The following is a 22627-nucleotide window of genomic DNA, read 5'->3' as shown; positions in this document are numbered from 1 at the left end:
AAACATGCGTCATCGTTTTCTGATAGTTCTAATCGGGCAACCCTTGCCAACTCTGTTTCCTGCTGGTTCTAAAAAGCTTTTAGTTTAACGCCAATCAACTTTCTGCGAGACACTTATCTGGGGTATTGTATTGTCTAACTTAAAATCGATGTTTATTGTACGTAAGGCAAACATGCCTGTCTGAAAAAGCTTTCCCAAGTCAATGATGAGCGAATTGACATCGACCATACCTGAGTCGTTATACTGCGTATTTTCGGCAATATTGGGTAAGCGCAGCAACAATTTGCCAACTCTGTCTATTTCGTCCTGAATGATACTAATTTCATGGGCATTTTCGCCGCTTACTCTTTCCGAAAGCAAATAAAGATAATTTTGAATAATACTGAGCGGATTGCTGGCTTCATGGGCTAATTTTTTGGCATGTGAACGGTAATTTTCCCGTACATCTTCAAGTTGCCACTGGGTCGATCGCTCGGCTGATTTGATATTCAGAAGCGCGCGCGCCGCTTCCCTTGAAAAAAGCGTGATAAACTCGGCTTTTATCGCTATTGACTGCGCCTGAGACTTATTGATTCCGGCCGCTATAACCCCAACGTTCTGCATGTCTTCATACAGAGGTATCAACATCAACCCTTCGGCGCCCAACAATCGGCAAATTTGTCCGTCCACGATAGATCTGATCTGAGACTTTTCGAACACTCTTCGAACGAATGCATGATTCTTCTTTGCAAAAGACACTTGGCAAGCAAGCTATGATCTGGCGAAAGGTGGATGGTAACAGACGACCACAAAATATCTTCTTCAGAATCTCCGGGTGTTCCCACCAAATCATTCGTTTCGGACCGGAACAGGAAAAAAGCGGCGACCTGAAAACCGAATAAAGCGCTCAAGTCCTTCTGAATAACGCCGACAAGATTGCTCAGCCCCGGAGACGCATCCAATTGCTGGCGAACCACGGTAGAATAGCATGAGTGATTTGATACGCTCCCCCAGACGTTTCCGAACCGCTTCTCTTTGTTGTATAGTGGTCAGGCACTTTATGCCTTTACCTTCGGAAACCGCCACCGTTACACCCATGTTATCCGCAGACTGACGAACCAGGTTGCCGACTTCCTCGATCATATCTTCAATCAGTGGCTGGCCGATGCCGAAAAGCCTATCGGCAAAATCCAATACGTCATACCTGTTTGCTGTATCGATGCTAGCGATTTGTCCGGCAAGGTTGATAATTTTGACTAATTGGGAGCTATCCGCTATCGTTTCGAACGACTGATACTGATGGCACACCGCATCGGAGATAAAGGATTGAAGGTTCCAAGTTTCAATCAAATATCCCCCAATTTCATTATGGCTGGCGCCAAACAATTGCTTTTCAAGCCCACCGTCCCGTCCGTCCAGGTCTTGCTCCAAAAACTTCGGGTAGTCATTCGGAAAACACTCCAATAAAACCAATTGACCAAGTCGATGCAGCAAACCGGTCAAATAAGATTCCTCCGGAAAAGGGTAAGAGGTCAATTTTGCCAGTTTGTGCGCGAGATGCGCGCAAGTTAGCGAGCGGTACCAGATAAGCTCAAGGGATTCGTGCTTTATACGCGGAATTTGAGAAAAATACTGCTGAACCGACCGTGTAACCGCAATTGTTTTTACGGTAGACAGCCCTAAAACGATGATAACTCTATTTAAGTCCGTGATCTCTCCCCATTGCCGATAAAAGGAAGAATTGGCCGTCGCCAGCACCTTCGCGCTCAAACTCGCATCTTGGCCAATAATGCATGCCAAGTCCTTAAATCTTACTTCGATGCTCTGGGTGGATCTAATCAAATCAAGCAATACCTTCGGTACAACCGGGAGATTATTAAGATCGACCTTGGATAAAATTGACTGTAGGGCATTATCCATATTTCTATTTCGCCTAATTGCGTTGCATCACGGATATAAAATACGCGCATCTCTTAATCATCTGAAATGGTTTTTCCATTTCCTAGCAAAAATTGTATATCACATCTCAGGTAGGAAAGTTGGAATTGAAAATGCCCACCCACTGGATACTGAAATACTAGCGAAGCATGGCGGTTAGATTTTTTGTCTCACAGAAACAATATCGCAGGCAATGTTTCAAAAACACGAACTCGCTAATTACGCACAAATAAGATTCGATTTGCGTGCCGAGATAATGCCAATTTAATTATAGATTATTTAAGAACAGTATAGCCTGGAACCGATTGCTATCCAACTACACGACGCACAGCCCATGTCGCTGCAACAAACCACTTCCACTCCGATATGCGGCAATTTATTAAAAAATTTCAACCCATTGAATATTTTAAATAATTTTTGCAAAAATTAGAATTCTTCGGATCGCGCGTCACAATCGCAAGAATCAGCGCAAAATAATTCAGCACAATTCGCCAAATGAGCAGAGAGGCTATGCGGTTAAGTGAATAGCAACAAGTTCATTGGCATTTCTTGAGCTCTCTAAGTCATTGATTTGCTATTCACAGGTTGCAAACGAACTTCTCGCGAAGCACTTATCCGCTTAGCCTTCGATCCATTCAACGATCGCCTGCCGATAATCGGAATCGATTTTTTCATCGTGAAAGACCGGACTAGCGCCCTTGACCAAGGCGTAAGAGCAGCGGGTAATGATGATCCAGCCGACCGCACCCATGGCAGGATCGAGCCAACCCCATCACGCAATACTTGCCGAGCGCCAGAGCAATGATCACACCGGCAACGACGTCAGCGCATGCACATATTATGACAGTGATGTTGAGCATCACGGCCGCCATAATGCCCGTGACCGCGATGATCTTTCCGGCAACAGTGCGCAAACCAAATTAATTTCCAAACCGACGCCGAATGCGATCGAACTGGCGAAAGCGCCGAGCGCGCCTACCTTGCAGGAACTGAATGCAAAAGTCTCATCGTGAAGATGCGCTCGCGTATAGTGGTAAGCGATTCGAATAAACAAGAACCGCAACATGCGTTCCCATGCGCTTGCTATCGGCTCAGTTTTAAGAGCCTCCGCAATCTCGAGCTCTATCGTCTAGAGCGGCAGGGCCAGAATCTACGGAATGCGTCTCTCGCCTATTTTGTTGATCAACGGAAAGTTGTGATCATGCAGGAAAAGGCTGATAGTTCGAGTATGCATAGCATAAGGGCATCCTGAGCCTGTTTTTTCGTCGAATTTTCTAGGGGTTGAGCCGCCAAGGCCGGCAACATCGGCTGACGTAAGGATAATATCCGGCAGGATCGTCGCAGTAATACCAATAGCCGGACGCTTCTCAGTCGGAGCAGAGGCTAACGGTTTGCCAGCCTTCTGGACAGTCCGTAACCCGAGGATAATAGCTGTCGGCGCCGGGGCAGTAAAACCTATTCTGCTCGCCATAGGGCGGATATTTTTGAGATTCGATATATCCCGGAAACAGCGCCGGCACCTGATACGGGCGGGTAATAAAAGGGTTGATAAAGATAAGGCCGATAATAATAAGGCGGATACAAAAAGGGACGCCAAAATAAAAGCTGAATCCCGCCTGATACCCCCTAGCCATAAAATCCGACGCCCCGTGCGCATCGGAATCCGGACTGTTTGTCGCTAATAAAATAAAAACGCCAACTGTCACCAATTTATCGAATTTCTTTGTATTGACCTCACTCGCTTTAACGCCGGACACCATTCCTCATCACAACATAACGGCAACTACACTAGCCCCCCCTATCTCTGTACATGTTAACGGCGGCCATGACCGCCGGAGCCTCCCCCGAAACCGTGACCTCCGAAACCGCCTCCTCCCCCATGAAACCCGCCTCCGAAGCTTCCTCCCTGACCAGACTGATATCCACCGCCTCCATGAAATCCTCCCCCCCATTGGCGGCCTTCGCCTGCGCCTCCACCATGACCAGATGACCATCCTCCCAAACCACCGGAACCGCCGCCCCAATGCTGTCCACCGCTACCGCCGTGCCAGTTGTTCCCGCCATATCCTCCCCAGTAATGACCTCCCCCTCCATAATAGCGATGTGGCCAATAGTTGTAGAAAAAATTAGGCTGGTATCCGTAGTAGGAATACGGCCAATAGCTATAACCTCCATAACCGATCCCCACCGAAGGGTAGTAGTACGAACCATAATAAGCACCGGCCGGGCCATAATAATAGCAGCCCTGAATGATCAACAGCATCCCCATTGCCACGGCCAATTTGAGCAATCGTTTCATCTCTGCCTCCCCTAAAAATTTTTCATCGATCATGGATTTCTCATCCCTAAACTTATCTGGGCGGCAATGCCGGTGCCTGCATTTCAGGTGGCGGAGGATATGAAGCGCCCGGATACTGCCCTGAGGAATAAGGCGCTTCATCAATGAAACTGCCGCTGACCGGCACCCGATTGCCGTAAGCATACATACATTGGATATAGCCCATGTCGTAACGCTGCTGGGCCTCGTAGCCAGTCGCGCGGGCGGCCTCCGAACCGGAGATTGTGCCCGCCAACAAGCCCGATCCAGCGCCAATCGCCGCGCCTTGACCGCCGCCCAAGGCCGCTCCGGCCGCGGCTCCTACCGCTGTCCCCACCGCCGCCGTGCCGACGCCGCTGCCGGTTGCGACTTGGCCCGGCGTTACGCCGCCGCTTTGCGCGAAAGCATATTGCCGGCACTGCATATCGTCGGCGCGGAATTGCTCGAACGATTTGCCCGTGCCCGGTAACACCAGCACGCTCGGCCCGATAGGCAGACTCGAGCATCCGGCAAGCAGAAAAACCGGCACAATCGCCTGAGATAAAGGATTTATCATCTTCATTGAGCTTCCCACTGATTGATGCGCCACCCATCTTTCGATAGCGCGATGAAATAGCTTATTAGATAAGCGCATTCGGACCAGGTTCAATCATAAAGCCAGTCTCAATAATCAAGTCGAGCGCTATTGACTCAGGTCTTCGAGCTACCCTATCATGAACCGTGTTACAAACCGAGCGCCCGGAAAAAAACGGATCGCAAATCATTTTAATCGGCGTTCGAGCACCCTATTTGATGGCTTTCAAATTAGCGCAATCCTTTCAAAACCGCACATTGGCCGTGTTTCACGGCCGACTGGACCAGCAGCAGTTGCTGCTCCGGCGCATCCGCGCTGAATTGCCGCGATCCTTGGCGATTCATGTGCTGTATTGCGTGGTAAATGAGAAAAAGCTGCTGCTTTATACCGATTCGGCGGCCTGGGCTTCGCAGTTACGTTTTTTGAAGCAGAACGTTCTGCAAGCGGCGAGCAATGCGCAGGGGCATCCATTCGAAAAACTGCAAATCCACATTTTGGCCGATCAAATCGGCAAAAGCCCGCAAACCGAAAGAAAGGCAAATCTACCTTCGGCAGAAAAAATTGCGATGATCAGAAATCACGCGAATGCAATTGGGGACAGCCAGCTGCAGCAAGCGTTGCAACGACTGAGCGCAACGCTTGTGAAACTGACGGACGGATAAAAAGGCGTATCAGGCGGCGGGACGGGGCGCCTCGGCGGAACGCATGAAAGAAATCGGCGAGTCATTTTCGTTTTCGAAAGTGACCATTTCCCACGCCTCCTTATCGTTCAGCAAGGTGCGAAGCAATTGATTATTCAGGCCATGGCCGGATTTATAGCCGGTAAACTCGCCAATCAAACTGTGTCCAAGCAGATATAAATCGCCGATCGCATCAAGAATCTTGTGTTTGACGAACTCGTCGGCATAGCGGAGACCGTCCTCGTTCAAAACTTTCGCATCGTCAACGACGATAGCATTGTCGAGACTGCCGCCTAACGCCAAATTGTTGCGCCGCAGCATGTCGATATCTTTCATGAAACCAAAGGTTCTGGCGCGACTGACTTCCTTCACGAAGGTTGTCGACGAAAAATCCATGGTTGCGGTTCTGAGGTGTTCTGCAAAAGCCGGGTGTTCGAAATCGATCGTAAAAGTTACCTTGAAACCGTCGAACGGTTCAAACGCCGCCCATTTATCACCCTCTTCGACCCTGACGCTCTTTTTGATACGGATATACTGCTTTGGTGCATCCTGTTCATGAATCCCGGCCGATTGCAGTAAAAATACAAACGGCCCTGCGCTACCGTCCATAATCGGCACTTCGGCCGCGCTAACATCGATCAGCGCATTGTCGATGCCAAGCCCCGCAAAAGCTGACAGCAGATGCTCGATCGTAGAAATTTTAACGTTGCCGACAACCAGCGTGGTAGAAAGCACCGTTTCGCCGACATTGCTCGGCGACGCCTGGATCGTGACTGGTTCGTCCAAATCCACTCGGCGAAAGCGTATGCCGGTATTCGGCTCGGCTGGATGCAGAGTCAAATAGACTTTGGCACCCGTGTGCAAGCCGACGCCGGTGGCTCTGATCGAATTTTTCAAAGTACGCTGTTTAATCATAAATGATCTATAGAATGTAAAGCTGGGAATGGCTCATTCTATCATGTTCGGTTAGCAAAATCAGAAACCGCACGCACTGTAAGCAGGGTTAGCGCCGGCATAACCCGACAAAGAACCGCCATGCCGGGTCTCTACTTGGCTAACCCTGCCGCCTGCACGGCTATCCGTCAATCGGCCTGGCGGCGCAAGAACGCCGGAATATCCAGAAGTTCCAGATTCGTTTCCTTGACGGCCGCTGCGGCGCCCACCCGTGATTCCCGGCCTTCCGGCTTATTGCGCATCACGGTCGGTTTATCGAACTCGTTGTAGCTGACGTCGCCGCCCGCTGCGCGATGCATCAGTTTGACCGGCGCTTTTGCCTGCTGCCGGGACAATCCCATGCCGGTCGCGACCACGGTGACTTTGATTTCATCGCCGAGACTCGGATCAATCGCGGTGCCGATCTTGATGACAGCCTCCTCGGAGGCAAACTCATGGACGATATTGCCGACTTCGTTGAATTCGGCGATACCCATATCGGCCGCAGTAATGTTGACCAGGATGCCTTTGGCGCCTTGCAGACTAAGATCTTCGAGCAACGGACAGGCGATTGCTTTTTCGGCCGCCTCGCGCGCGCGCTGGTCGCCGGTTGCGGAACCGGAGCCCATAATCGCCGCGCCCATGCCCTTCATTACGGTGCGCACATCGGCAAAGTCGACGTTGATCATGCCCGGATGCACGATCAGCTCGGTGATACCTTGTACTGCATCCAGCAACACGCGATTGGCTGCCTTGAACGCATCGACCAGCGACACATTATGTCCGAGCACCGGCAGCAATTTCTGATTTGGGATCGTAATCAACGAATCGACATATTTTTCGAGTTCCGCGATGCCTTGTTCGGCAATCGCCAGTTTCTTCTTGCCTTCGAACAGGAACGGCTTGGTGACGACCGCAACTGTCAAAATGCCCATTTCGCGCGCCAACGACGCAATCACCGGAATCGCGCCGGTGCCGGTGCCGCCGCCCATGCCAGCGGTCAAAAACACCATGTCCGCGCCTTCCAGCACTTCCTTGATTCGATCGCTGTTTTCCTCGGCGGCCTGGCGGCCGATTTCAGGATTCGTACCAGCGCCCAAGCCCTTGGTCAGCTCGACGCCCAGTTGAATGATCGTGCCCATGTTCAATTTTCTGAGTGCCTGTGCGTCCGTATTCGCGCAAATGAACTCGACGCCTTCGATATGGCTGCTCACCATCTGGCCGACTGCATTGCCGCCGCCGCCACCGACGCCAATCACCTTGATCACTGCCGACTCGGTACACGTGTCGATTAACTCATATTTCATAACCCACCCCTAATTCGTCTTCGTTAAGTTAAAAATTACCCTGAAACCAACCTTTGATTTTCGACCACCAACCGGCGCTCTCATATTCGATGCTTTTTCCATAACTCTGGTGTTCTTTGCCGTAGATCAACAAACCAATGCCCGTCGAATAAATCGGATTTTTGACCACTTCCGGCAAGCCGGTGACATTTTGCGGAATCCCCAACCGCACTGGCGTGTGAAAAATCTCCTCCGCCAACTCAATCAATCCCGTAACCTTTGAACTGCCCCCTGTCAATACGATGCCGGCCGCAATTAATTCTTCGTAGCCGCTACGCCGGAGTTCCGACTGCACCAGCATCAACAATTCTTCATAACGCGGCTCGATAATCTCCGCAAGATTTTGCGTCGAAATCTTGCGCGGCGCGCGGTCGCCGATGCTCGGCACGTCGATCGAACCTTCGACATCGGCAAGCTGCGTTAATGCGCAGGCATATTTGCGTTTGATCTCTTCCGCATTGACCGTCGGTGTTCTTAACGCGACCGCGATGTCGTTCGTAACCTGATCGCCGGCGATCGGAATCACCGCGGTATGCTTGATTGCGCCGTCAACGAATACCGCGATGTCGGTCGTGCCGCCACCGATGTCAATCAAACAGACGCCCAGTTCTTTTTCGTCCTCGCTCAGAACCGCATTGCAGGACGCCAATTGTTCGAGCACGATGTCGTCGACTTCGAGCCCGCAACGACGGATGCATTTGATGATGTTCTGTTGCGCACTGACGCTGCTGGTCACCATATGCACCTTCGCTTCGAGCCGAATGCCGGACATGCCGATCGCTTCCTTGATGCCTTCCTGCAGATCGATCACAAATTCTTGCGGCAAAATGTGCAGAATCTTTTGATCGGCCGGGATCGCTACCGCGCGCGCCGAATCGATCACCCGATCAATGTCGTATTGCGTAACCTCCTTGTCCCTAATCGCGACGATACCGTGCGAGTTCAGGCTTTTGATATGGCTGCCGGCGATCCCGGCAAACACCGACTTGATCTGACATCCTGCCATTAATTCCGCTTCCTCTATCGCCCGCTGGATTGAATTGACGGTCGACTCCAGATTTACCACGACGCCCTTTTTCAAACCGCGTGACGCGGTCTGGCCGATTCCGATCACCTCGATGTTACCTTCGCTGGTGATCTCTCCGACAATCGCAGCTACTTTGGTAGTGCCGATGTCCAGACCCACGATTAAATTACGTTCTGTTTTTTTTGCCATGTTTTTTACTCTGTATCGCTTTATTCGTATTTTGTTCGCCGGCCGGTTTTGGGTCCGCCAATTTGCTCCAATCGATCGGCGGCGCATCCGGCCACCAAGTGATTGCATAACCGTTCGGATAGCGTAAATCGGCGATCGCGATCGCACCTGCCTGCTCCGCACCTAACACCGGCAGCGTGCGTAAAAAACGCTGCAATTTCTTTAACTGGTCTTCGCGCCCCAACAGGATTTCCATACCGTTCGTAAGCCGGATTTTCCAGGACCAGCGCTCATTGACCGTAAACTCGGTCAATACCATCACCTGATCCGCCAGCGCGGTCGTGACGCCTTTCATGATTTCGAGCACTTTTTGCTCTTGCCGCTCAGGTCCGGACACTTTCGGCAGCATCAGAAACTGCTCGACATTGCGCGGCGAAAAAATCACGCCCTGCTCGGTGATCAGGCTGTTATCGCGCCAACGCGCGAAAGCGGTTTTCTCCCGCACCCGAATGTCGATTGCATCCGGCCAAACCCGTTTGACCTCCACCCCGTCAACCCAAGGCAATTTCGCGACTGCATCGTGTACCGCCTGCATGTCGGTCGCCAGAAATCCGGCTTGCACCAACGGCAACAGGGTGTTTTTAATTTCGTCCTTGGTCAGATATTGAAACACGCCGCCGATTCTGACATATCTGACCGGCGTGACATCCGGGCCATAAACCTTGACGCCATGACCGAATCTCCAAAACAAAGCGGCGATCACGCACAGCGCCGCGAGAATTTTCCAGCTTGCATTCATCGTTACCGGCAACTGGTCGCCAAAATCCGCCACACTAATTCGTCAAAATCGAGTCCCGCCTGCCGTGCCGCCATTGGCACTAGGCTGTGATCGGTCATGCCCGGCACCGTATTGATTTCAATCAACTGCGCCTGACCGGCATGATCGATGAACACGTCGACACGCGCCCAGCCTTCCACGCCCAGTACCTGGCTTGCGGTCACCGCCAGATCCTGCAAGTGTTTTTCCTCGGCTTGATTCAACCCGCAAGGGCAATGGTATTGAGTCGTGTTCGAGTGGTATTTCGCCTCATAATCATAAAACGTGTGCGGCGTTTCGAGACGGATTACCGGCAGCGCTTCGCCGTTCAGGATGCCGACGGTATATTCCTGGCCTGTTACCCAAGCCTCCGCATAGACATCGCACTTGTAAGCTGCCGCCAATTGATAGGCCGCGATCAGTTCCTCGCGGTTATGCGCCTTACTCATACCGATGCTGGAGCCTTCCTGCGCAGGTTTCACGATGACCGGAAAGCCCAATTGTTCAATACAGCAGTCAACACCGCCTTCGTCCTTCAGTAAGGTCCATGCCGGCGTGGGCAGGCCATAACCCCGCCAGCACAATTTCGTGCGCAATTTGTCCATGCTCAGTGCCGACGCCAACACGCCGCTGCCGGTATAAGGCAGTTGCATCACCTCCAGCACGCCTTGCAGCACGCCGTCTTCACCGCCGCGGCCGTGAATGATGTTGAAGACGCGATCCACCGCGATGCCTTGCAATGCCTCGATAGGGCTTCCGGTCACGTCTATCGCGACTGCATCGACGCCCTTGCGTTTCAGTGCCTCATACACCGCCGCGCCGCTTCTGAGAGAAACCGGCCGTTCCGCGGCGGTTCCTCCCATCAATACGGCAACGCGCCCAAATTGTTCCGAATTGTTATGCACTCAGAGCCTCACTCGTTTTCGCCGACCATACAGACTTCGGTCTGTAAATTGACGCCATAATTGTTGTTGACGGTTTGTCGAACATGGGCGATCAGCGCTTCGATATCAGCCGCCTTCGCATTACCCAGGTTCACGATAAAATTCGCATGTTTTTCGGAGACGCAGGCGCCGCCGATTGCATAACCTTTCAATCCGGACTGTTCGATCAATCTTGCCGCATGATCGCCCGGCGGATTTTTAAATACCGAACCACAGCTCGGCTGATTGGTCGGCTGGGTCTTGCCGCGCCGGTCCAGTAATTCCCTGATTTTTTGCTGACTGGCCTCGGTATCGCCGCTCGGAAGCCGCAAGACCGACGAAATAAACCATTCCTTATCCGTGTCGAAGCCTTTGACCGAGCGATAGCTGATCTGGAAGGACTCTTTGCTGCGCTCGGCGATCTCGCCGCCCGCCGAAAGCATCTCGACGCTTTCTACTATCTCCCAGGTTTCGCCGCCAAACGCGCCCGCGTTCATCTTCAACGCGCCGCCCATTGTGCCCGGAATGCCGGCCAGAAACTCGGCCCCACACAGGCCCTGTTCGCCGCAAAAGCGCGCGACATGCGCGCAAGGCACGCCAGCCTCCACATAAACCGAACCGTCGGCCAGACGCTTCATTTCTTTCAGCCGTCCCTTCGTATTGATCACAGTGCCGCGAATACCGCCGTCGCGAACCAGCAGATTGCTGCCGAGACCGATCCAAAATAGCGGTTCATCTGGCGGCAATTGCCGAATAAACTCGATCAAATCCTGCCGGTCGAATGGTATATACATCCGGTCAGCCGGCCCTCCAATGCGCCAGCTCGTGTGTTTCGAGAGCGGTTCATTTTCGAGCAGGCGGCCTTTCATACGTTCGATCTGCGCGCTCAGCATGCGGCCAGCGCATCCTGCAACAGAGCCGGCAGTTGCGTCGCGATTTGGCCGACATTGCCCGCACCCATCGTCATGATCACATCGTTCGGCTTCACGATGCCGGCCAGCACATCCGGCAATTCTTCCCAGTTCTCGACAAAAATCGGATCGACCTTGCCCCGGTTCCGTATCGCACGACTCAGAGACCTGCCGTCCGCGCCGCGAATCGTCGCTTCGCCGGCCGCATAAACATCCAGCAGGACCAACACATCGACCGTCGACAGCACATGTACGAAGTCTTCGAACAAGTCCCGAGTCCGTGTATAGCGATGCGGCTGAAAGACCAGAACGGAACGACGATCCGGCCAGGCCTGGCGCAACGCCTCCAGCGTCGCGGCAATTTCGCGAGGGTGATGCCCGTAGTCATCGACAAGAGTCAGCTTGCCTTCCGGTAAATCGATATCGCCATTGATCTGAAACCGCCGGCCGACGCCTTTGAAAGCGCGCAAACTTGCGACGATAGCTTGATCGTCAATACCCAGGCGGGTCGCGACGCTGATCGCGGCCAGTGAATTGAGCATGTTGTGCCAGCCCGGTAGATTCAGGGTGACCTCGAGCGGCGGAAAATCTCCGCGCCGCAGCGCGGTAAAGGTTGTATGCATGCCCTGCTGCGCGATGTTCACCGCGCGCACGTCCGCATCGTCATGGACACCATAAGTCGTGACCGGCTTTGAAAGCAGCGGCAAGATCTCTCTGACTCCCTCGTCGTCCATGCACAAGACCGCCATCCCGTAAAAAGGCAGGTGATGCAGAAATTCGATGAAGGTATCCTTCAAGCGCTGATAGCTGCCCTGATAAGTCGCCATGTGGTCCTGATCGATATTGGTCACGATCGCCATCATCGGCTGCAAATACAGGAAAGACGCATCGCTTTCATCAGCCTCGGCGACCAGATAATTGCCGAGGCCGAGTTTCGCGTTCGTGCCGGCGCTATTCAACCGGCCGCCGATCACGAAGGTCGGATCGAGGCCGCCTTCAGCCAGCATGCTCGCGATCAGGCTGGTCGTAGTCGTCTTGCCATGCGTGCCGGCGACCGCGATCCCGAAGCGAAAACGCATCAATTCGGCCAGCATCTCCGCGCGCGGAATCACCGGAATCCGCTCCAAATAGGCCTGATCGACCTCATCATTGCTACGGTCGACCGCGCTCGACACGACCACCACATCAGCCTCGGTAATGTTTTCGCGCCGGTGGCCGACAACCACTTCCACGCCAAGGCCGGCAAGTCGCTGAGTTGCAGCACTTTCTTTAATATCCGATCCGGAGACTTCATAACCCAGATTCAGCAAGACTTCCGCAATGCCACTCATGCCGGTGCCACCGATGCCGACGAAATGGATCCGTTTAATGTTGCAGAGTATTGTGGCCGGTCCATTGATATTCTGGATGTTCATCGGTTTGCCTCGGCAATACAGTAATTGGCGACAGTTTCAGTCGCATCGAGCCGAGCGCATTGTTTCGCCGCCACGGCCATCGTTGCCAATTGACCGCGCACACGGGTGATTTCGGCCGCCAGACTCTCGGGCGTCAAATCATTTTGCCGTAAGATCACGCCTGCGCCGGCATCGGACAGATAATGCGCGTTGGCGACCTGATGGTCGTCGATCGCCCAGGGCAACGGCACCAATACCGCCGGACAACCGACCGCGGCCAGTTCGCTAACCGTCATCGCGCCAGCCCGGCAAATCGCCAGATCAGCCCATTGATAAGCGAGCGCCATGTCCTGAATGAAATCCTTCGCCTCGGCATTGACGCCGAGTTTCCGGTAACGCGCCGCGACCTGCTCCTGCATTGCCGATCCGGTTTGGTGAATCACCTGAACGCCTCTCAGCAGCGCCATTGCCTCCGGCACGATCTCGTTCAAACGCTGCGCGCCCTGGCTACCGCCGACGATTAATATTTTCAAATTTTGCTCGGTCTTGTCTTGCTTAGCTTCAGGCGCCAGTAAAAACTTTTTTCTCAGTGGATTACCGGTGCAAATCGCCTGCCGTTTTTTGTCGAAACTGTCCGGAAAAGCTTCCAACACCTGGTTGGCCAGACGCGCAAGCCAGCGGTTCGTAGTGCCTGGCACCCGGTTTTGTTCATGGATGATCAACGGGATTCCGAGTACTTTGGCCATCAGCCCACCGGGCCCCGCGACAAAACCGCCCATGCCCAGCACCACATCCGGTTTACGTTTCTTGAGCAAGCTGGCCGCCTGCCGACAGGCCTTGATCAATTTGAACACAGCGGTCAATTTCGACAATACGCCCTTTCCTCTGACGCCGGCGACAGCCAGCCAGTCGATCGCGATGCCGTGCTCCGGCACCACCCGGGCTTCCAGGCCACTTTGCGTGCCTAGCCAGGAAACCTCCCAGCCTTTTTCCAATAACGCTTCCGCGACCGCCAAGGCAGGGAATACATGTCCACCGGTGCCTCCGGCCATGATGACTATGCGTTTTGCCATCTCGATTTTCCTTTCGGCGTGCCGGCATGAATTTCCGCGATCTCGGTATGTACCCTAAATAACAAAGCGACCGCCGCGCACATTACGATCATACTACCGCCGCCGTAACTCATCAGCGGCAAAGTCAACCCCTTCGTCGGCAACATGCCCATATTCACGCCCATGTTCACAAAAGCCTGGAAGCCGAACCACAAGCCCAGCCCATAGGCGATGAACGCGGCGAACAATTGCCCTGCCTTTTCGGCCGCGGACGCAATCTCGAACGTGCGCCAAAAAAATAGCGCGAACAGACCGATCACGGCTGCGACACCGGCCAAACCCAACTCCTCGGCGATCACCGAAAACAGGAAATCGGTATGCGCCTCGGGCAAATAAAACAGTTTTTGTACGCCGCTACCCAATCCGACTCCGAGCCACTCGCCGCGCCCGAACGAAATCAGCGCCTGCACCAATTGAAAACCGGTGCCGAGCGGGTCGGCCCACGGATCCAGAAAACCGGTAATCCGCTTCATCCGGTATGGTTCGAAATAGACCAGTAACGCAAATGCAATCACCCCGACCGCACCCAACGGAAACAGGATGGACAACCGCGCGCCGGCCAGAAACAGCATACCGACCACAATCAACAGGATCACCACCGCCGAACCGAGATCAGGCTCCATCAGCAACAATAACGCGACAATCACGAATAACCCGAGCGGCGCGATCAAACCCATCGCCGACGACTGTAATTTGGCCTGACGCCGGTTCACATATCCCGCCATGTAGATCACCGCAAAAAACTTAACCGCCTCTGACACCTGTATCCGCAGGCCGCCGATCGTCAGCCAGCGGGTGCTGCCCTTAACCTTCACGCCCAGCCCCGGAATCAGAACTATCGTCAGCAACACAACCCCGAGAGCCAAAAGAGCGGGACCAATTTTTTCCCATTTGTTGACCGGCACCTTCATAATCACCCAGCCTATCCCGAACCCGATTAGGATATGCGCCAGCTGGCGCAACGGATAATGCAGCGACGTTGAGCCTTCTTTGACCCCGAGATGCAGCGAGGATGAGGTGACCATCACGAAGCCGATCAACAACAGACTGGCCGAGGTGAGCAGCAATACCGAGTCGAAATGTCGGCGCTTCATTCTGGAAGGACGATTTTCGCTGCTCATACCGCCAGTTCCAGGACTGCCTTGGTGAATTTTTCGCCGCGATCCTGATAGTTTTTATACTGATCGAGGCTTGCACAGGCCGGCGACAGCAGCACCGTGTCGCCGGCCTGCGCCAGACCGGCCGCAATCCGCACGGCTTCCTGCATGCTTTGCGCGCGGTATGACGGCACACAGCCGTTCAGCGCCTGTTCGATCAGTCCAGCATCCTTGCCCATCAGCACGATGCTTTTGACTTTTTCCTCGACCGCCGGCCGCAATTCGTTCATGTCCGCGCCTTTCGCCTCGCCGCCAGCCAGCAGAATTACCTTGCTGTCATAGCCTTGCAGAGCCGCGACGCAAGCGCCAATATTGGTCGCCTTCGAATCGTTTATCCAGATCACATCGTTAATTTTCGCAACCCGCTGCATCCGGTGCGGCAACCCCCTGAAGCGCCTGAGCGCATCGCACATGCCATCCGGATTCAATCCGACGGCAACGCCCAACGCCAACGCAGCCAGCGCGTTGGCCGCATTATGTCGGCCTTCCAACCGCAATTCGGACAGCGCCATCAGCTTTCTGCCGCCATAGACCAGACATTCGGCGCCATCGATTTTCGCCAGTGTAAAATCGGCGGCTTGCCTGATCGAAAACGCATAAGTCCGCCGGCCTTTCCGCCGCATTGCATTGACCCGCTCATCATCCGCATTGATCACCATCGCCCCATTGCCGTCGAAGACACGTTGTTTGGCGCCGGCATATTCATCCACATTCTGATGCCGGTCCAGATGGTCGGCCGATATGTTCAGCACGGTTGCGGCGGCCGCGTTCAATGCGGTCGTTCTTTCCAGTTGAAAACTCGATAATTCCAATACGAACAAATCCGCCGGCGTATCGAGCAGGTCTAGCGCGGCCGTGCCTAGATTGCCGCCGATTCCGACCAGCTTGCCAGAAGCTTTCGCCATCTCGCCAAGCACCGTCGTGACCGTGCTTTTGCCGTTCGAACCGGTAATCGCGACAATCGGCGCATTCGTCGAACAGGCGAACAGATCGATATCGCTCATAATCACCGAGCCATTCAAAACCGCTTGCGCGATCGCAGGTTCGGTCAACGCGACTCCGGGACTGATCACCAGATGCGACGCGACCAGGAAGGCTTCTTCGCTGAATCTGCCGGTAAAGACCGGAACATCAGGCATCTGTTCAGTGAATTCCTTCAGTGCCGGAGGGTTATCCCGGCTGTCCACAACGGCAAAATTGAAACCCAGCTTTGACAGATATTTCGCAACAGACAGCCCGGTTACACCCAGGCCGACGATCAGCACTTTCGTGCGCCGGGGGTCCAGTGCAAAACGGGAAATCAGTCTTTTAATAATCGCGGCGTTTTCCATGTTTCACTTCTCTAATAAGGGCATCAACGCAGCTTCAGGGTCGCCAGACCAATCAGCACCAGGACCACCGTTATAATCCAGAAACGCACGATTACGCGCGGCTCGGGCCAGCCCTTCAACTCAAAATGATGATGAATCGGCGCCATTTTAAATACCCGCTTGCCAGTCAACTTGAAAGACGCGACCTGAATGATCACCGACAGGGTTTCCATCACAAAGACGCCGCCCATGATCACCAGCACGACTTCCTGCCGCACCAGCACCGCCAACAAACCTAGCGCCGCACCGAGCGCAAGCGCTCCAACATCGCCCATGAACACCATCGCCGGATAAGCGTTGAACCAGAGAAAACCAAGCCCCGCGCCGACCAGCGCCGAACAGAACACGATCAATTCGCCGGAATGAGGCAAAAACGGAATCGCCAGATAATTCGCAAACGCCGCATGCCCCGACAGATAAGCAAATATGCCCAATCCCCCTGCCACCATCACGGTAGGCATGATCGCCAAGCCGTCCAGCCCATCTGTCAGATTTACCGCGTTGCTGCTGCCGACGATCACGAAATAGGTCAAAACGACATACAGCCACCCCATGTTGAACACGACGTCCTTGAAAAATGGCACGAAAAACTGCGTTTCGGCCGGCAAGGCCGCAGTTTTGTACAAAAACACTGCGGCCACGAGACCGATTACCGACTGCCAGAAATATTTGGCTTTCGCGGACAAGCCGTCGCTGTTTCGCTTTATCACCTTCCGGTAATCATCGATAAAACCGACGATACCGTAACCCAGCGTGACCAATAAAATGGTCCAAACATAGTGGTTGCTGAGATCGGCCCACAGCAGCGTGCTGACCGCGATCGCAACCAGTATCATCGTGCCGCCCATGGTCGGCGTGCCTTTCTTTTCGTAATGCGACTCGGGCCCCAGTTCGCGAATGCTTTGGCCGATTTTTTTGTTCGTCAGCTTGCGAATCATTGCCGGCCCGAACAACAGCGATATGGCCAGCGCGGTCAGCGAACCCAAAATGGCTCGGAAGGTCAGGTAATGAAACACCCTGAAGGCACTGTCAAATGACATTAAATAGTCTGCAAAATACAGTAGCATCTTTTACGCTCTAAAATTTTCCACCAGCGCCGCCGCGACATTTTCCATCCGGCGCATTCTCGATCCTTTGATCAGAATCGTTTCGTCACCCGTCAATTCATTTTCCAGCGCGGCGATCAGCTCTTCCTGAGTCTCGTAAAAAGAGGCCCCTTTGCCAAAGACATCGACTGCGGCCCTGGCATCGGAGCCCACGGCTAGCAGGCGCACAACTCCACTCGATTTGATCAACGCTCCCATTTCCCGGTGCATGTTCAGAGTCTCGGGCCCCAACTCGGCAAATGCGCCCAACACCAACCAGGGCTTTTGTCCAACGTGGGTCAGCACATCAAGTCCCGCCTTCAGCGAGCTCGAGTTCGCGTTATAGGTATCGTCAATCACAATATTGCCTTTTCGGCCGACCCAGGGCTGCAGTCTGCCGGTAACCGGTTTGACCGCCTGCAATCCCCGCACGATCCGCTCCAGATCAAGGCCCAGCGCCAGCCCGGCAGCGGCCGCCGCCAGCGCGTTCACCACGTTATGCGTGCCCGCCAGTTGCAACCGGCAAGGCATGCGGCCCGCGGACGAGGAAAGCATGAAGGCGGTCCTGAACTGATGATCGATAATTTCGGTTTTGATTTCCGTCGCCGTGACTTCGCTGTCGCCATGCAGCCCGAACGAGATGACTCGTCGAGGGCTGGCGACCGATTGCCAATAATCAAAATAAGCATCATCCTTGTTGATGATCGCCACACCGTTGGGCTTCAGCGCCGTAAACAACTCTCCCTTCGCCCGGGCCACGCCTTCGACGCTGCCGAAACCCTCGATATGCGCGGGACCTGCATTCGTGATGATCGCGACGTCCGGCTCGGCATAGGCCGCGGTGTAGGCGATTTCGCCCGGATGATTCGCGCCCATTTCGATCACCGCGTAACGATGCCGCTCCGCAAGGCGCAACAGGGTCAACGGCACGCCGATGTCATTGTTCAAATTGCCCTTCGTATAGAGCACTTCGCCGTCGATGGCGAGCACCGCAGCCACCATTTCCTTCACGGTCGTCTTGCCGTTGCTGCCGGTCACGCCGACGACTTTCGCGCTTGCTTTCTTGCGCCAGGCGCCGCCCAGTTCGGCCAGCGCCAGATGTGTATCCGCTACCCTAATCGCCGGGATGTCCGCGCTAACGCCCCGGCGCACCACCGCCGCGACCGCGCCACTGTGCGCGGCCTGATCGACAAAGTCATTGCCGTCGAATCTTTCGCCCTTGATCGCGACATACAGATCGCCAGGCTGCAACGTGCGCGTATCGATGCTGACCGCACCAAAGACGCCATCGCCGCCAGCTAATTCCCCGTTCAGGAGCGCCGCGCATTCACTCAACCGCATGTCCACCGTTTGCCCTCAATTTTAATGCCCTCTTCACGGCTTCGGCGTCGCTAAACGGATAGCGCACGCCGGCTATTTCTTGATAATCTTCATGACCTTTACCGGCGATCACGATCCAGTCGTTTGCGCCCGCCTCGCAAATGGCTGCTTCTATCGCCTGTTTTCTGTCACTTATCACGCGCACCCGCTCCTTCCTGCATCCGCTGAGAATGTCATTCACAATATCCTGACCGTTTTCGTGACGCGGATTGTCATCGGTCACGATAATATGATCGGCCAACCGTGAAGCCACCGCCCCCATCTCGGAACGCTTGCCTCTGTCACGGTTGCCTCCGCAACCGAAAACGACCCACAAACTCTGCCGGCAATGCCGCCTAACGCTGGACAACACCTTATCGAGCGCGTCGGGCGTGTGTGCATAATCGACAAACACCAACGGTTGATGATCGCCGCCAAACCGTTCCATGCGCCCCTGAACCGGATTCAGCGAGCGCAATTTCAAGGCCGCCCGTTCGATCGGTTCGCCGAGCGCGAGCATTACCGCCAGTACGCTCAAACAATTGTCGATATTGAAATCTCCAAACAACGGCGTTTGCACGGTCACCCTCTGCTTGCGCCAGTACACATCGAACTCGATGCCGGTCGCTGCATGGCGGATATTCTCAGCCCCCAGGTTTTCGCCCTTTGCACTTGTTTTACCTCGACGGCTATGCCCCCATACCGCCACGCTGTCCGGCGTTGCCGCCAGTATTTGCGCGCTGTATTCATCGTCCAGATTTACCGCCGCAAAAACCAGACCCGGCTGTCTGAGCAAGGCCAACTTAGCCGCGACATAGGCCTCCATCGTGCCGTGATAATCGAGGTGATCGCGACTGATATTGGTGAACACCGCGCCCTGGAAATGCACGCCGTTTACCCGCCCTTGTTCCAGTCCGTGCGATGAAACTTCCATAGCGACGGACTTCTTGCCCTGCTTCCGCAGTTCGGCCAGCACTCGCTGCACCGCGAGCGCATCAGGCGTGGTATTCAACGTTTTGTTCAGTCTCCCCCATTCACCCCACCCCAAAGTGCCGATAATGCCGCAAGCGGGCAACAGTTGGCTCAAAAACTGGGAGCAAGATGTCTTGCCGTTGGTACCGGTAATGCCGAACACATTCATTGCCGCGGATGGATCGCGATAGAAATGCGCAGCCAGATCGCCCAATTTCCAAGCCAGATTTTCGACAGCAATCGCCGGCGCGCCGTTTAATCCCGCCGCCAGCTCCGTGCCGCCGCCTGCCGGATCGTACAGAATCACAGCGGCGCCTCGTTCGATCGCCTGCGCGGCATGTTTTAATCCATGCTGGTTCGCCCCGGACAAGGCGATGAACGCATCGCCCGGCGCAACCTGACGGCTATCCAGCGTCAGATCTGTTATCTCTACAGCCGGTCCGAACTTCATCGGGCCGGCGAGCAACTCAGTTAATTTCATGGCCCTCTGTTGGCGAATCTTTATGCGACAACACGATAGGCATCGTTTCGTCCCTATCCGGCGCAATATCCAGCACCCGCAGTGCGCCGGTCATCACTCTGGAAAACACCGGCGCCGACACCAGGCCGCCATAATACTTGCCCGCCGAAGGTTCATCGATCATCACCGTGATGATCAGTCTCGGATCGCTGGCCGGCGCCATACCCGCAAAAACCGCGAAATATTTGTTGCTGGTATAGCCGTGTGCGCCGGCGGCCTTCTTGACCGTGCCGGTCTTGCCCGCCACCGTATAACCATCGACCCTCGCCTCGTAAGCGGTGCCGTCCTTCATGATCACGGTTTCCATCATTTTGCGCACGCTTTTGACGGTCTCGGCCGAAAACACGCGCACAGGATTCGGATCTTCATCACGTTTCAGCAGGCTGACCGAGTGTAGAATGCCGTCATCGGCCAACGCGGTGTAAGCTCTCGCCAATTGCACAACCGAAGCGCTGAGTCCGTAACCGAACGACAACGTCGCCCGATCGAAGTCCTTCATTTTCGAATAATGCAAAAGCCGCCCCGACGCTTCGCCGGGAAATCCGGCCTCCGCCGAAGAACCGAAACCAAGCTGGTCATAAATGCCCCAAAAATATTTCGGAGGCATCTTCAATGCCATCTGCGATACCGCGACATTACTGGACTTCTTGATCACATGCGTCAAATCCATCGTACCGTAATTATGTACATCCCTGACCGTATGTTTGCCGATCTGAAACACACCGTGAGTCGCGAACAACGCATTCGGACGCACATAACCGCCGTCCAGCGCGGCGGCGACGACAAACGGCTTCACGGTCGAACCGGGTTCAAAAATTTCGGTCATCGCCCGGTTCCGATAAAGACTCTCTTTCAAGTCTTCACGCGCATTCGGATTGAACGCCGGCAAACTGACTGCCGCCAAAATCTCGCCGTTCTTCGCATCCAGCACCGCCAACGAAGCGGACTTGGCATTGTTTTCGGCTACCGCCCGCTGCAATTCTTTATAGGCAATGTACTGGATACGCTGATCGATACTCAACTCGAGATCGCGCCCCGGTGCCGGATCGCGGATGTTTTCGACATCCTCGATGATGTGCTGTTTGCCGTCACGGATCACCCGCTTGCGTCCCGGCACACCTTTCAACACATTTTCATAGCCTTTCTCGATACCTTCCTGCCCTGCATCGTTCAGATCGGTAAAGCCGACTACATGCGCGGAAACCGCGCCGGCCGGATAAAAACGTTTGAATTCGCGGTCAAAATTGACGCCTGCGATCTTCAAGTTCTTCACTTGATCGGCAAGCGGCGGCTCGATCCGGCGAATCACATAGGCAAATTGCCGTTTGGGATTGTCATTCAGTAAAGCGGCGACTTTTCCAGTCGGCAAACCGAGCAGACGCTCCATCTCGCGGATTGCGGCTCGAGTCTTGTTACGATAGTCGCTTAGCAGGGCTTGTGTTTCTTCCTGGCTTTTTTTGTGCTTCTTTAGATCATCCTCGAAATCCTGCTCGGCCTGATGATGATCCTTCGCGTTCACCCAGATCGATTGCATCGGCGTGCTGACCGCCAACGGCTCGCCGTTTCTGTCCCGTATCATGCCGCGATAGGCCGGAACGAGCACATCTGTCACATAGGTTTTATTGCCCTGCTGCTGCAGAAACTGTTTGTCGAATACCTGCAAATCGATCGCCCGCACCACCAGCGCAGCCATGCACACCATCACCCCCAGTACGAGGAGTTTCCTGCGCCGCTCGCAATCGACCGGCGCCGCCGCTCCCGATCCCGATTTGACTCTGTCGCGAAAATCTCTCATGGCTTCAAATAAACGATCTTGTCGCGTTCAGGCATAACCAGTTTCAGTTGATCGCGCGCGCTCAGTTCGATCTTGCTTTGATCCGCCTGAGTCGTCAGTTCGAGTTGCAGTTGCCCCCACTCCACATCATACTGATCCAGAATCTTTTCCTGCTTCTGGATCTCGATAAAAACCTGACGCGAATGGTATTTGCTGTAAATCGCAGCTAGCGCCGACGCAAGCAGCAGCGCGAATAACGCGCCCATTGCCA

General features: G+C 54.3%; 23 protein-coding genes. 2 read left to right on the top strand and 21 right to left on the bottom strand.

The annotated features are described in order from the left end of the window. Positions 1–84: 84 nt before the first annotated feature. From U2W12_RS11170 to U2W12_RS11160, 3 genes are all read right to left on the bottom strand, one after another. Positions 85–669, bottom strand: coding sequence for a hypothetical protein (locus tag U2W12_RS11170; protein WP_326500763.1), 585 nt, complete (start codon positions 667–669; stop codon positions 85–87). Between the two features lie 159 nt (positions 670–828). Then, positions 829–1899 carry an HDOD domain-containing protein gene (locus tag U2W12_RS11165; protein WP_326500762.1) on the bottom strand — a complete coding sequence of 357 codons (1071 nt, stop codon included), beginning with the start codon at positions 1897–1899 and terminating at the stop codon, positions 829–831. A gap of 637 nt (positions 1900–2536) precedes the next feature. Next, positions 2537–2668 carry a hypothetical protein gene (locus U2W12_RS11160; protein ID WP_326500761.1) on the bottom strand — a complete coding sequence of 44 codons (132 nt, stop codon included), beginning with the start codon at positions 2666–2668 and terminating at the stop codon, positions 2537–2539. On the opposite strand from U2W12_RS11160, the gene U2W12_RS11155 reads away from it, so the two are divergent. After that, the gene (locus tag U2W12_RS11155; RefSeq protein ID WP_326500760.1) at positions 2667–2930 is read left to right on the top strand and encodes a hypothetical protein; all 264 of its coding nucleotides are present in this window, start codon (positions 2667–2669) and stop codon (positions 2928–2930) included. The two genes, U2W12_RS11160 and U2W12_RS11155, sit on opposite strands and share 2 nt — an antisense overlap. Before the next feature lie 354 nt (positions 2931–3284). Here the strand turns inward: U2W12_RS11155 and U2W12_RS11150 are convergent, their stop codons facing one another. Genes U2W12_RS11150 through U2W12_RS11140 form a run of 3 tightly spaced genes read right to left on the bottom strand, consistent with a single transcriptional unit; the run spans position 3285 to position 4796 of the window. Beyond that, a complete protein-coding gene (locus tag U2W12_RS11150; RefSeq protein ID WP_326500759.1) occupies positions 3285–3674 on the bottom strand; it encodes a hypothetical protein in 390 nt (129 codons plus the stop codon). Positions 3675–3730: 56 nt separating this feature from the next. Further along, positions 3731–4249, bottom strand: coding sequence for a hypothetical protein (locus tag U2W12_RS11145; protein WP_326500758.1), 519 nt, complete (start codon positions 4247–4249; stop codon positions 3731–3733). Between the two features lie 19 nt (positions 4250–4268). Further along, positions 4269–4796 carry a hypothetical protein gene (locus U2W12_RS11140; RefSeq protein WP_326500757.1) on the bottom strand — a complete coding sequence of 176 codons (528 nt, stop codon included), beginning with the start codon at positions 4794–4796 and terminating at the stop codon, positions 4269–4271. A gap of 230 nt (positions 4797–5026) precedes the next feature. Between U2W12_RS11140 and U2W12_RS11135 the strand changes: the two genes are divergently transcribed. Further along, on the top strand, positions 5027–5470 hold the full coding sequence (locus tag U2W12_RS11135) for a DciA family protein (RefSeq protein WP_326500756.1): 444 nt from the start codon (positions 5027–5029) through the stop codon (positions 5468–5470). A gap of 9 nt (positions 5471–5479) precedes the next feature. On the opposite strand, the gene lpxC is transcribed toward U2W12_RS11135, so the two are convergent. The 15 genes from lpxC to ftsL all read right to left on the bottom strand — a co-directional run bounded on the left by lpxC (position 5480) and on the right by ftsL (position 22622). Continuing rightward, positions 5480–6403, bottom strand: coding sequence for a UDP-3-O-acyl-N-acetylglucosamine deacetylase (lpxC, locus tag U2W12_RS11130; protein ID WP_326500755.1), 924 nt, complete (start codon positions 6401–6403; stop codon positions 5480–5482). A 167-nt stretch (positions 6404–6570) separates the two neighbouring features. Beyond that, on the bottom strand, positions 6571–7728 hold the full coding sequence (gene ftsZ / locus U2W12_RS11125; RefSeq protein ID WP_326500754.1) for a cell division protein FtsZ: 1158 nt from the start codon (positions 7726–7728) through the stop codon (positions 6571–6573). A gap of 28 nt (positions 7729–7756) precedes the next feature. After that, entirely contained in the window at positions 7757–8983 is a 1227-nt protein-coding gene (ftsA, locus tag U2W12_RS11120) for a cell division protein FtsA (protein ID WP_326500753.1), read from the bottom strand. Then, entirely contained in the window at positions 8961–9794 is an 834-nt protein-coding gene (locus U2W12_RS11115; protein ID WP_326500752.1) for a cell division protein FtsQ/DivIB, read from the bottom strand. Before U2W12_RS11115 ends, ftsA begins: the two co-directional genes overlap by 23 nt. Next, positions 9764–10642 carry a D-alanine--D-alanine ligase gene (locus U2W12_RS11110; protein WP_326500765.1) on the bottom strand — a complete coding sequence of 293 codons (879 nt, stop codon included), beginning with the start codon at positions 10640–10642 and terminating at the stop codon, positions 9764–9766. The genes U2W12_RS11115 and U2W12_RS11110 overlap by 31 nt, the downstream gene beginning before the upstream one ends. Positions 10643–10692: 50 nt before the next feature. Further along, the gene (gene murB, locus U2W12_RS11105; protein WP_326500751.1) at positions 10693–11595 is read right to left on the bottom strand and encodes a UDP-N-acetylmuramate dehydrogenase; all 903 of its coding nucleotides are present in this window, start codon (positions 11593–11595) and stop codon (positions 10693–10695) included. Further along, entirely contained in the window at positions 11589–13028 is a 1440-nt protein-coding gene (gene murC / locus U2W12_RS11100; protein ID WP_326500750.1) for a UDP-N-acetylmuramate--L-alanine ligase, read from the bottom strand. The genes murB and murC overlap by 7 nt, the downstream gene beginning before the upstream one ends. Further along, a complete protein-coding gene (gene murG / locus U2W12_RS11095; RefSeq protein WP_326500749.1) occupies positions 13025–14080 on the bottom strand; it encodes an undecaprenyldiphospho-muramoylpentapeptide beta-N-acetylglucosaminyltransferase in 1056 nt (351 codons plus the stop codon). The genes murC and murG overlap by 4 nt, the downstream gene beginning before the upstream one ends. Beyond that, positions 14065–15240, bottom strand: a complete 1176-nt coding sequence (gene ftsW / locus U2W12_RS11090; RefSeq protein ID WP_326500748.1) for a putative lipid II flippase FtsW — start codon at positions 15238–15240, stop codon at positions 14065–14067. Before ftsW ends, murG begins: the two co-directional genes overlap by 16 nt. Further along, a complete protein-coding gene (gene murD, locus U2W12_RS11085; protein WP_326500747.1) occupies positions 15237–16607 on the bottom strand; it encodes a UDP-N-acetylmuramoyl-L-alanine--D-glutamate ligase in 1371 nt (456 codons plus the stop codon). The genes ftsW and murD overlap by 4 nt, the downstream gene beginning before the upstream one ends. A 23-nt stretch (positions 16608–16630) precedes the next feature. Then, positions 16631–17713 (bottom strand): phospho-N-acetylmuramoyl-pentapeptide-transferase, encoded by a 1083-nt coding sequence (mraY, locus tag U2W12_RS11080; protein WP_326500746.1) that lies wholly within the window; start codon positions 17711–17713, stop codon positions 16631–16633. 3 nt (positions 17714–17716) lie between these two features. After that, positions 17717–19078, bottom strand: a complete 1362-nt coding sequence (murF, locus tag U2W12_RS11075) for a UDP-N-acetylmuramoyl-tripeptide--D-alanyl-D-alanine ligase (protein WP_326500745.1) — start codon at positions 19076–19078, stop codon at positions 17717–17719. Continuing rightward, positions 19059–20543, bottom strand: coding sequence for a UDP-N-acetylmuramoyl-L-alanyl-D-glutamate--2,6-diaminopimelate ligase (locus U2W12_RS11070; RefSeq protein WP_326500744.1), 1485 nt, complete (start codon positions 20541–20543; stop codon positions 19059–19061). Before U2W12_RS11070 ends, murF begins: the two co-directional genes overlap by 20 nt. Continuing rightward, on the bottom strand, positions 20530–22377 hold the full coding sequence (locus U2W12_RS11065; RefSeq protein WP_326500743.1) for a penicillin-binding transpeptidase domain-containing protein: 1848 nt from the start codon (positions 22375–22377) through the stop codon (positions 20530–20532). The genes U2W12_RS11070 and U2W12_RS11065 overlap by 14 nt, the downstream gene beginning before the upstream one ends. Further along, a complete protein-coding gene (gene ftsL / locus U2W12_RS11060) occupies positions 22374–22622 on the bottom strand; it encodes a cell division protein FtsL (RefSeq protein ID WP_326500764.1) in 249 nt (82 codons plus the stop codon). The genes U2W12_RS11065 and ftsL overlap by 4 nt, the downstream gene beginning before the upstream one ends. Positions 22623–22627: the final 5 nt, after the last annotated feature.

Origin of the sequence: Methylomicrobium sp. Wu6, from assembly GCF_035916875.1 — a bacterium.
Classification (GTDB): Bacteria; Pseudomonadota; Gammaproteobacteria; order Methylococcales; family Methylomonadaceae; genus Methylomicrobium.
This window is presented reverse-complemented; position numbering and strand designations above follow the sequence as displayed.

Bases quoted from the DNA above. Each gene is read 5' to 3' on its own strand.
- U2W12_RS11165 (WP_326500762.1), bottom strand. From the start codon at position 1,899: ATGGATAATGCCCTACAGTCAATTTTATCCAAGGTCGATCTTAATAAT.
- U2W12_RS11155 (WP_326500760.1), top strand. From the start codon at position 2,667: ATGGCAGGATCGAGCCAACCCCATCACGCAATACTTGCCGAGCGCCAG.
- U2W12_RS11160 (WP_326500761.1), bottom strand. From the start codon at position 2,668: ATGGGTGCGGTCGGCTGGATCATCATTACCCGCTGCTCTTACGCCTTG.
- U2W12_RS11145 (WP_326500758.1), bottom strand. From the start codon at position 4,249: ATGATCGATGAAAAATTTTTAGGGGAGGCAGAGATGAAACGATTGCTC.
- U2W12_RS11140 (WP_326500757.1), bottom strand. From the start codon at position 4,796: ATGAAGATGATAAATCCTTTATCTCAGGCGATTGTGCCGGTTTTTCTG.
- U2W12_RS11135 (WP_326500756.1), top strand. From the start codon at position 5,027: ATGGCTTTCAAATTAGCGCAATCCTTTCAAAACCGCACATTGGCCGTG.
- lpxC (WP_326500755.1), bottom strand. From the start codon at position 6,403: ATGATTAAACAGCGTACTTTGAAAAATTCGATCAGAGCCACCGGCGTC.
- ftsZ (WP_326500754.1), bottom strand. From the start codon at position 7,728: ATGAAATATGAGTTAATCGACACGTGTACCGAGTCGGCAGTGATCAAG.
- ftsA (WP_326500753.1), bottom strand. From the start codon at position 8,983: ATGGCAAAAAAAACAGAACGTAATTTAATCGTGGGTCTGGACATCGGC.
- U2W12_RS11110 (WP_326500765.1), bottom strand. From the start codon at position 10,642: ATGGGAGGAACCGCCGCGGAACGGCCGGTTTCTCTCAGAAGCGGCGCG.
- murB (WP_326500751.1), bottom strand. From the start codon at position 11,595: ATGCTGAGCGCGCAGATCGAACGTATGAAAGGCCGCCTGCTCGAAAAT.
- murC (WP_326500750.1), bottom strand. From the start codon at position 13,028: ATGAACATCCAGAATATCAATGGACCGGCCACAATACTCTGCAACATT.
- murG (WP_326500749.1), bottom strand. From the start codon at position 14,080: ATGGCAAAACGCATAGTCATCATGGCCGGAGGCACCGGTGGACATGTA.
- ftsW (WP_326500748.1), bottom strand. From the start codon at position 15,240: ATGAGCAGCGAAAATCGTCCTTCCAGAATGAAGCGCCGACATTTCGAC.
- murD (WP_326500747.1), bottom strand. From the start codon at position 16,607: ATGGAAAACGCCGCGATTATTAAAAGACTGATTTCCCGTTTTGCACTG.
- mraY (WP_326500746.1), bottom strand. From the start codon at position 17,713: ATGCTACTGTATTTTGCAGACTATTTAATGTCATTTGACAGTGCCTTC.
- U2W12_RS11070 (WP_326500744.1), bottom strand. From the start codon at position 20,543: ATGAAATTAACTGAGTTGCTCGCCGGCCCGATGAAGTTCGGACCGGCT.
- U2W12_RS11065 (WP_326500743.1), bottom strand. From the start codon at position 22,377: ATGAGAGATTTTCGCGACAGAGTCAAATCGGGATCGGGAGCGGCGGCG.
- ftsL (WP_326500764.1), bottom strand. From the start codon at position 22,622: ATGGGCGCGTTATTCGCGCTGCTGCTTGCGTCGGCGCTAGCTGCGATT.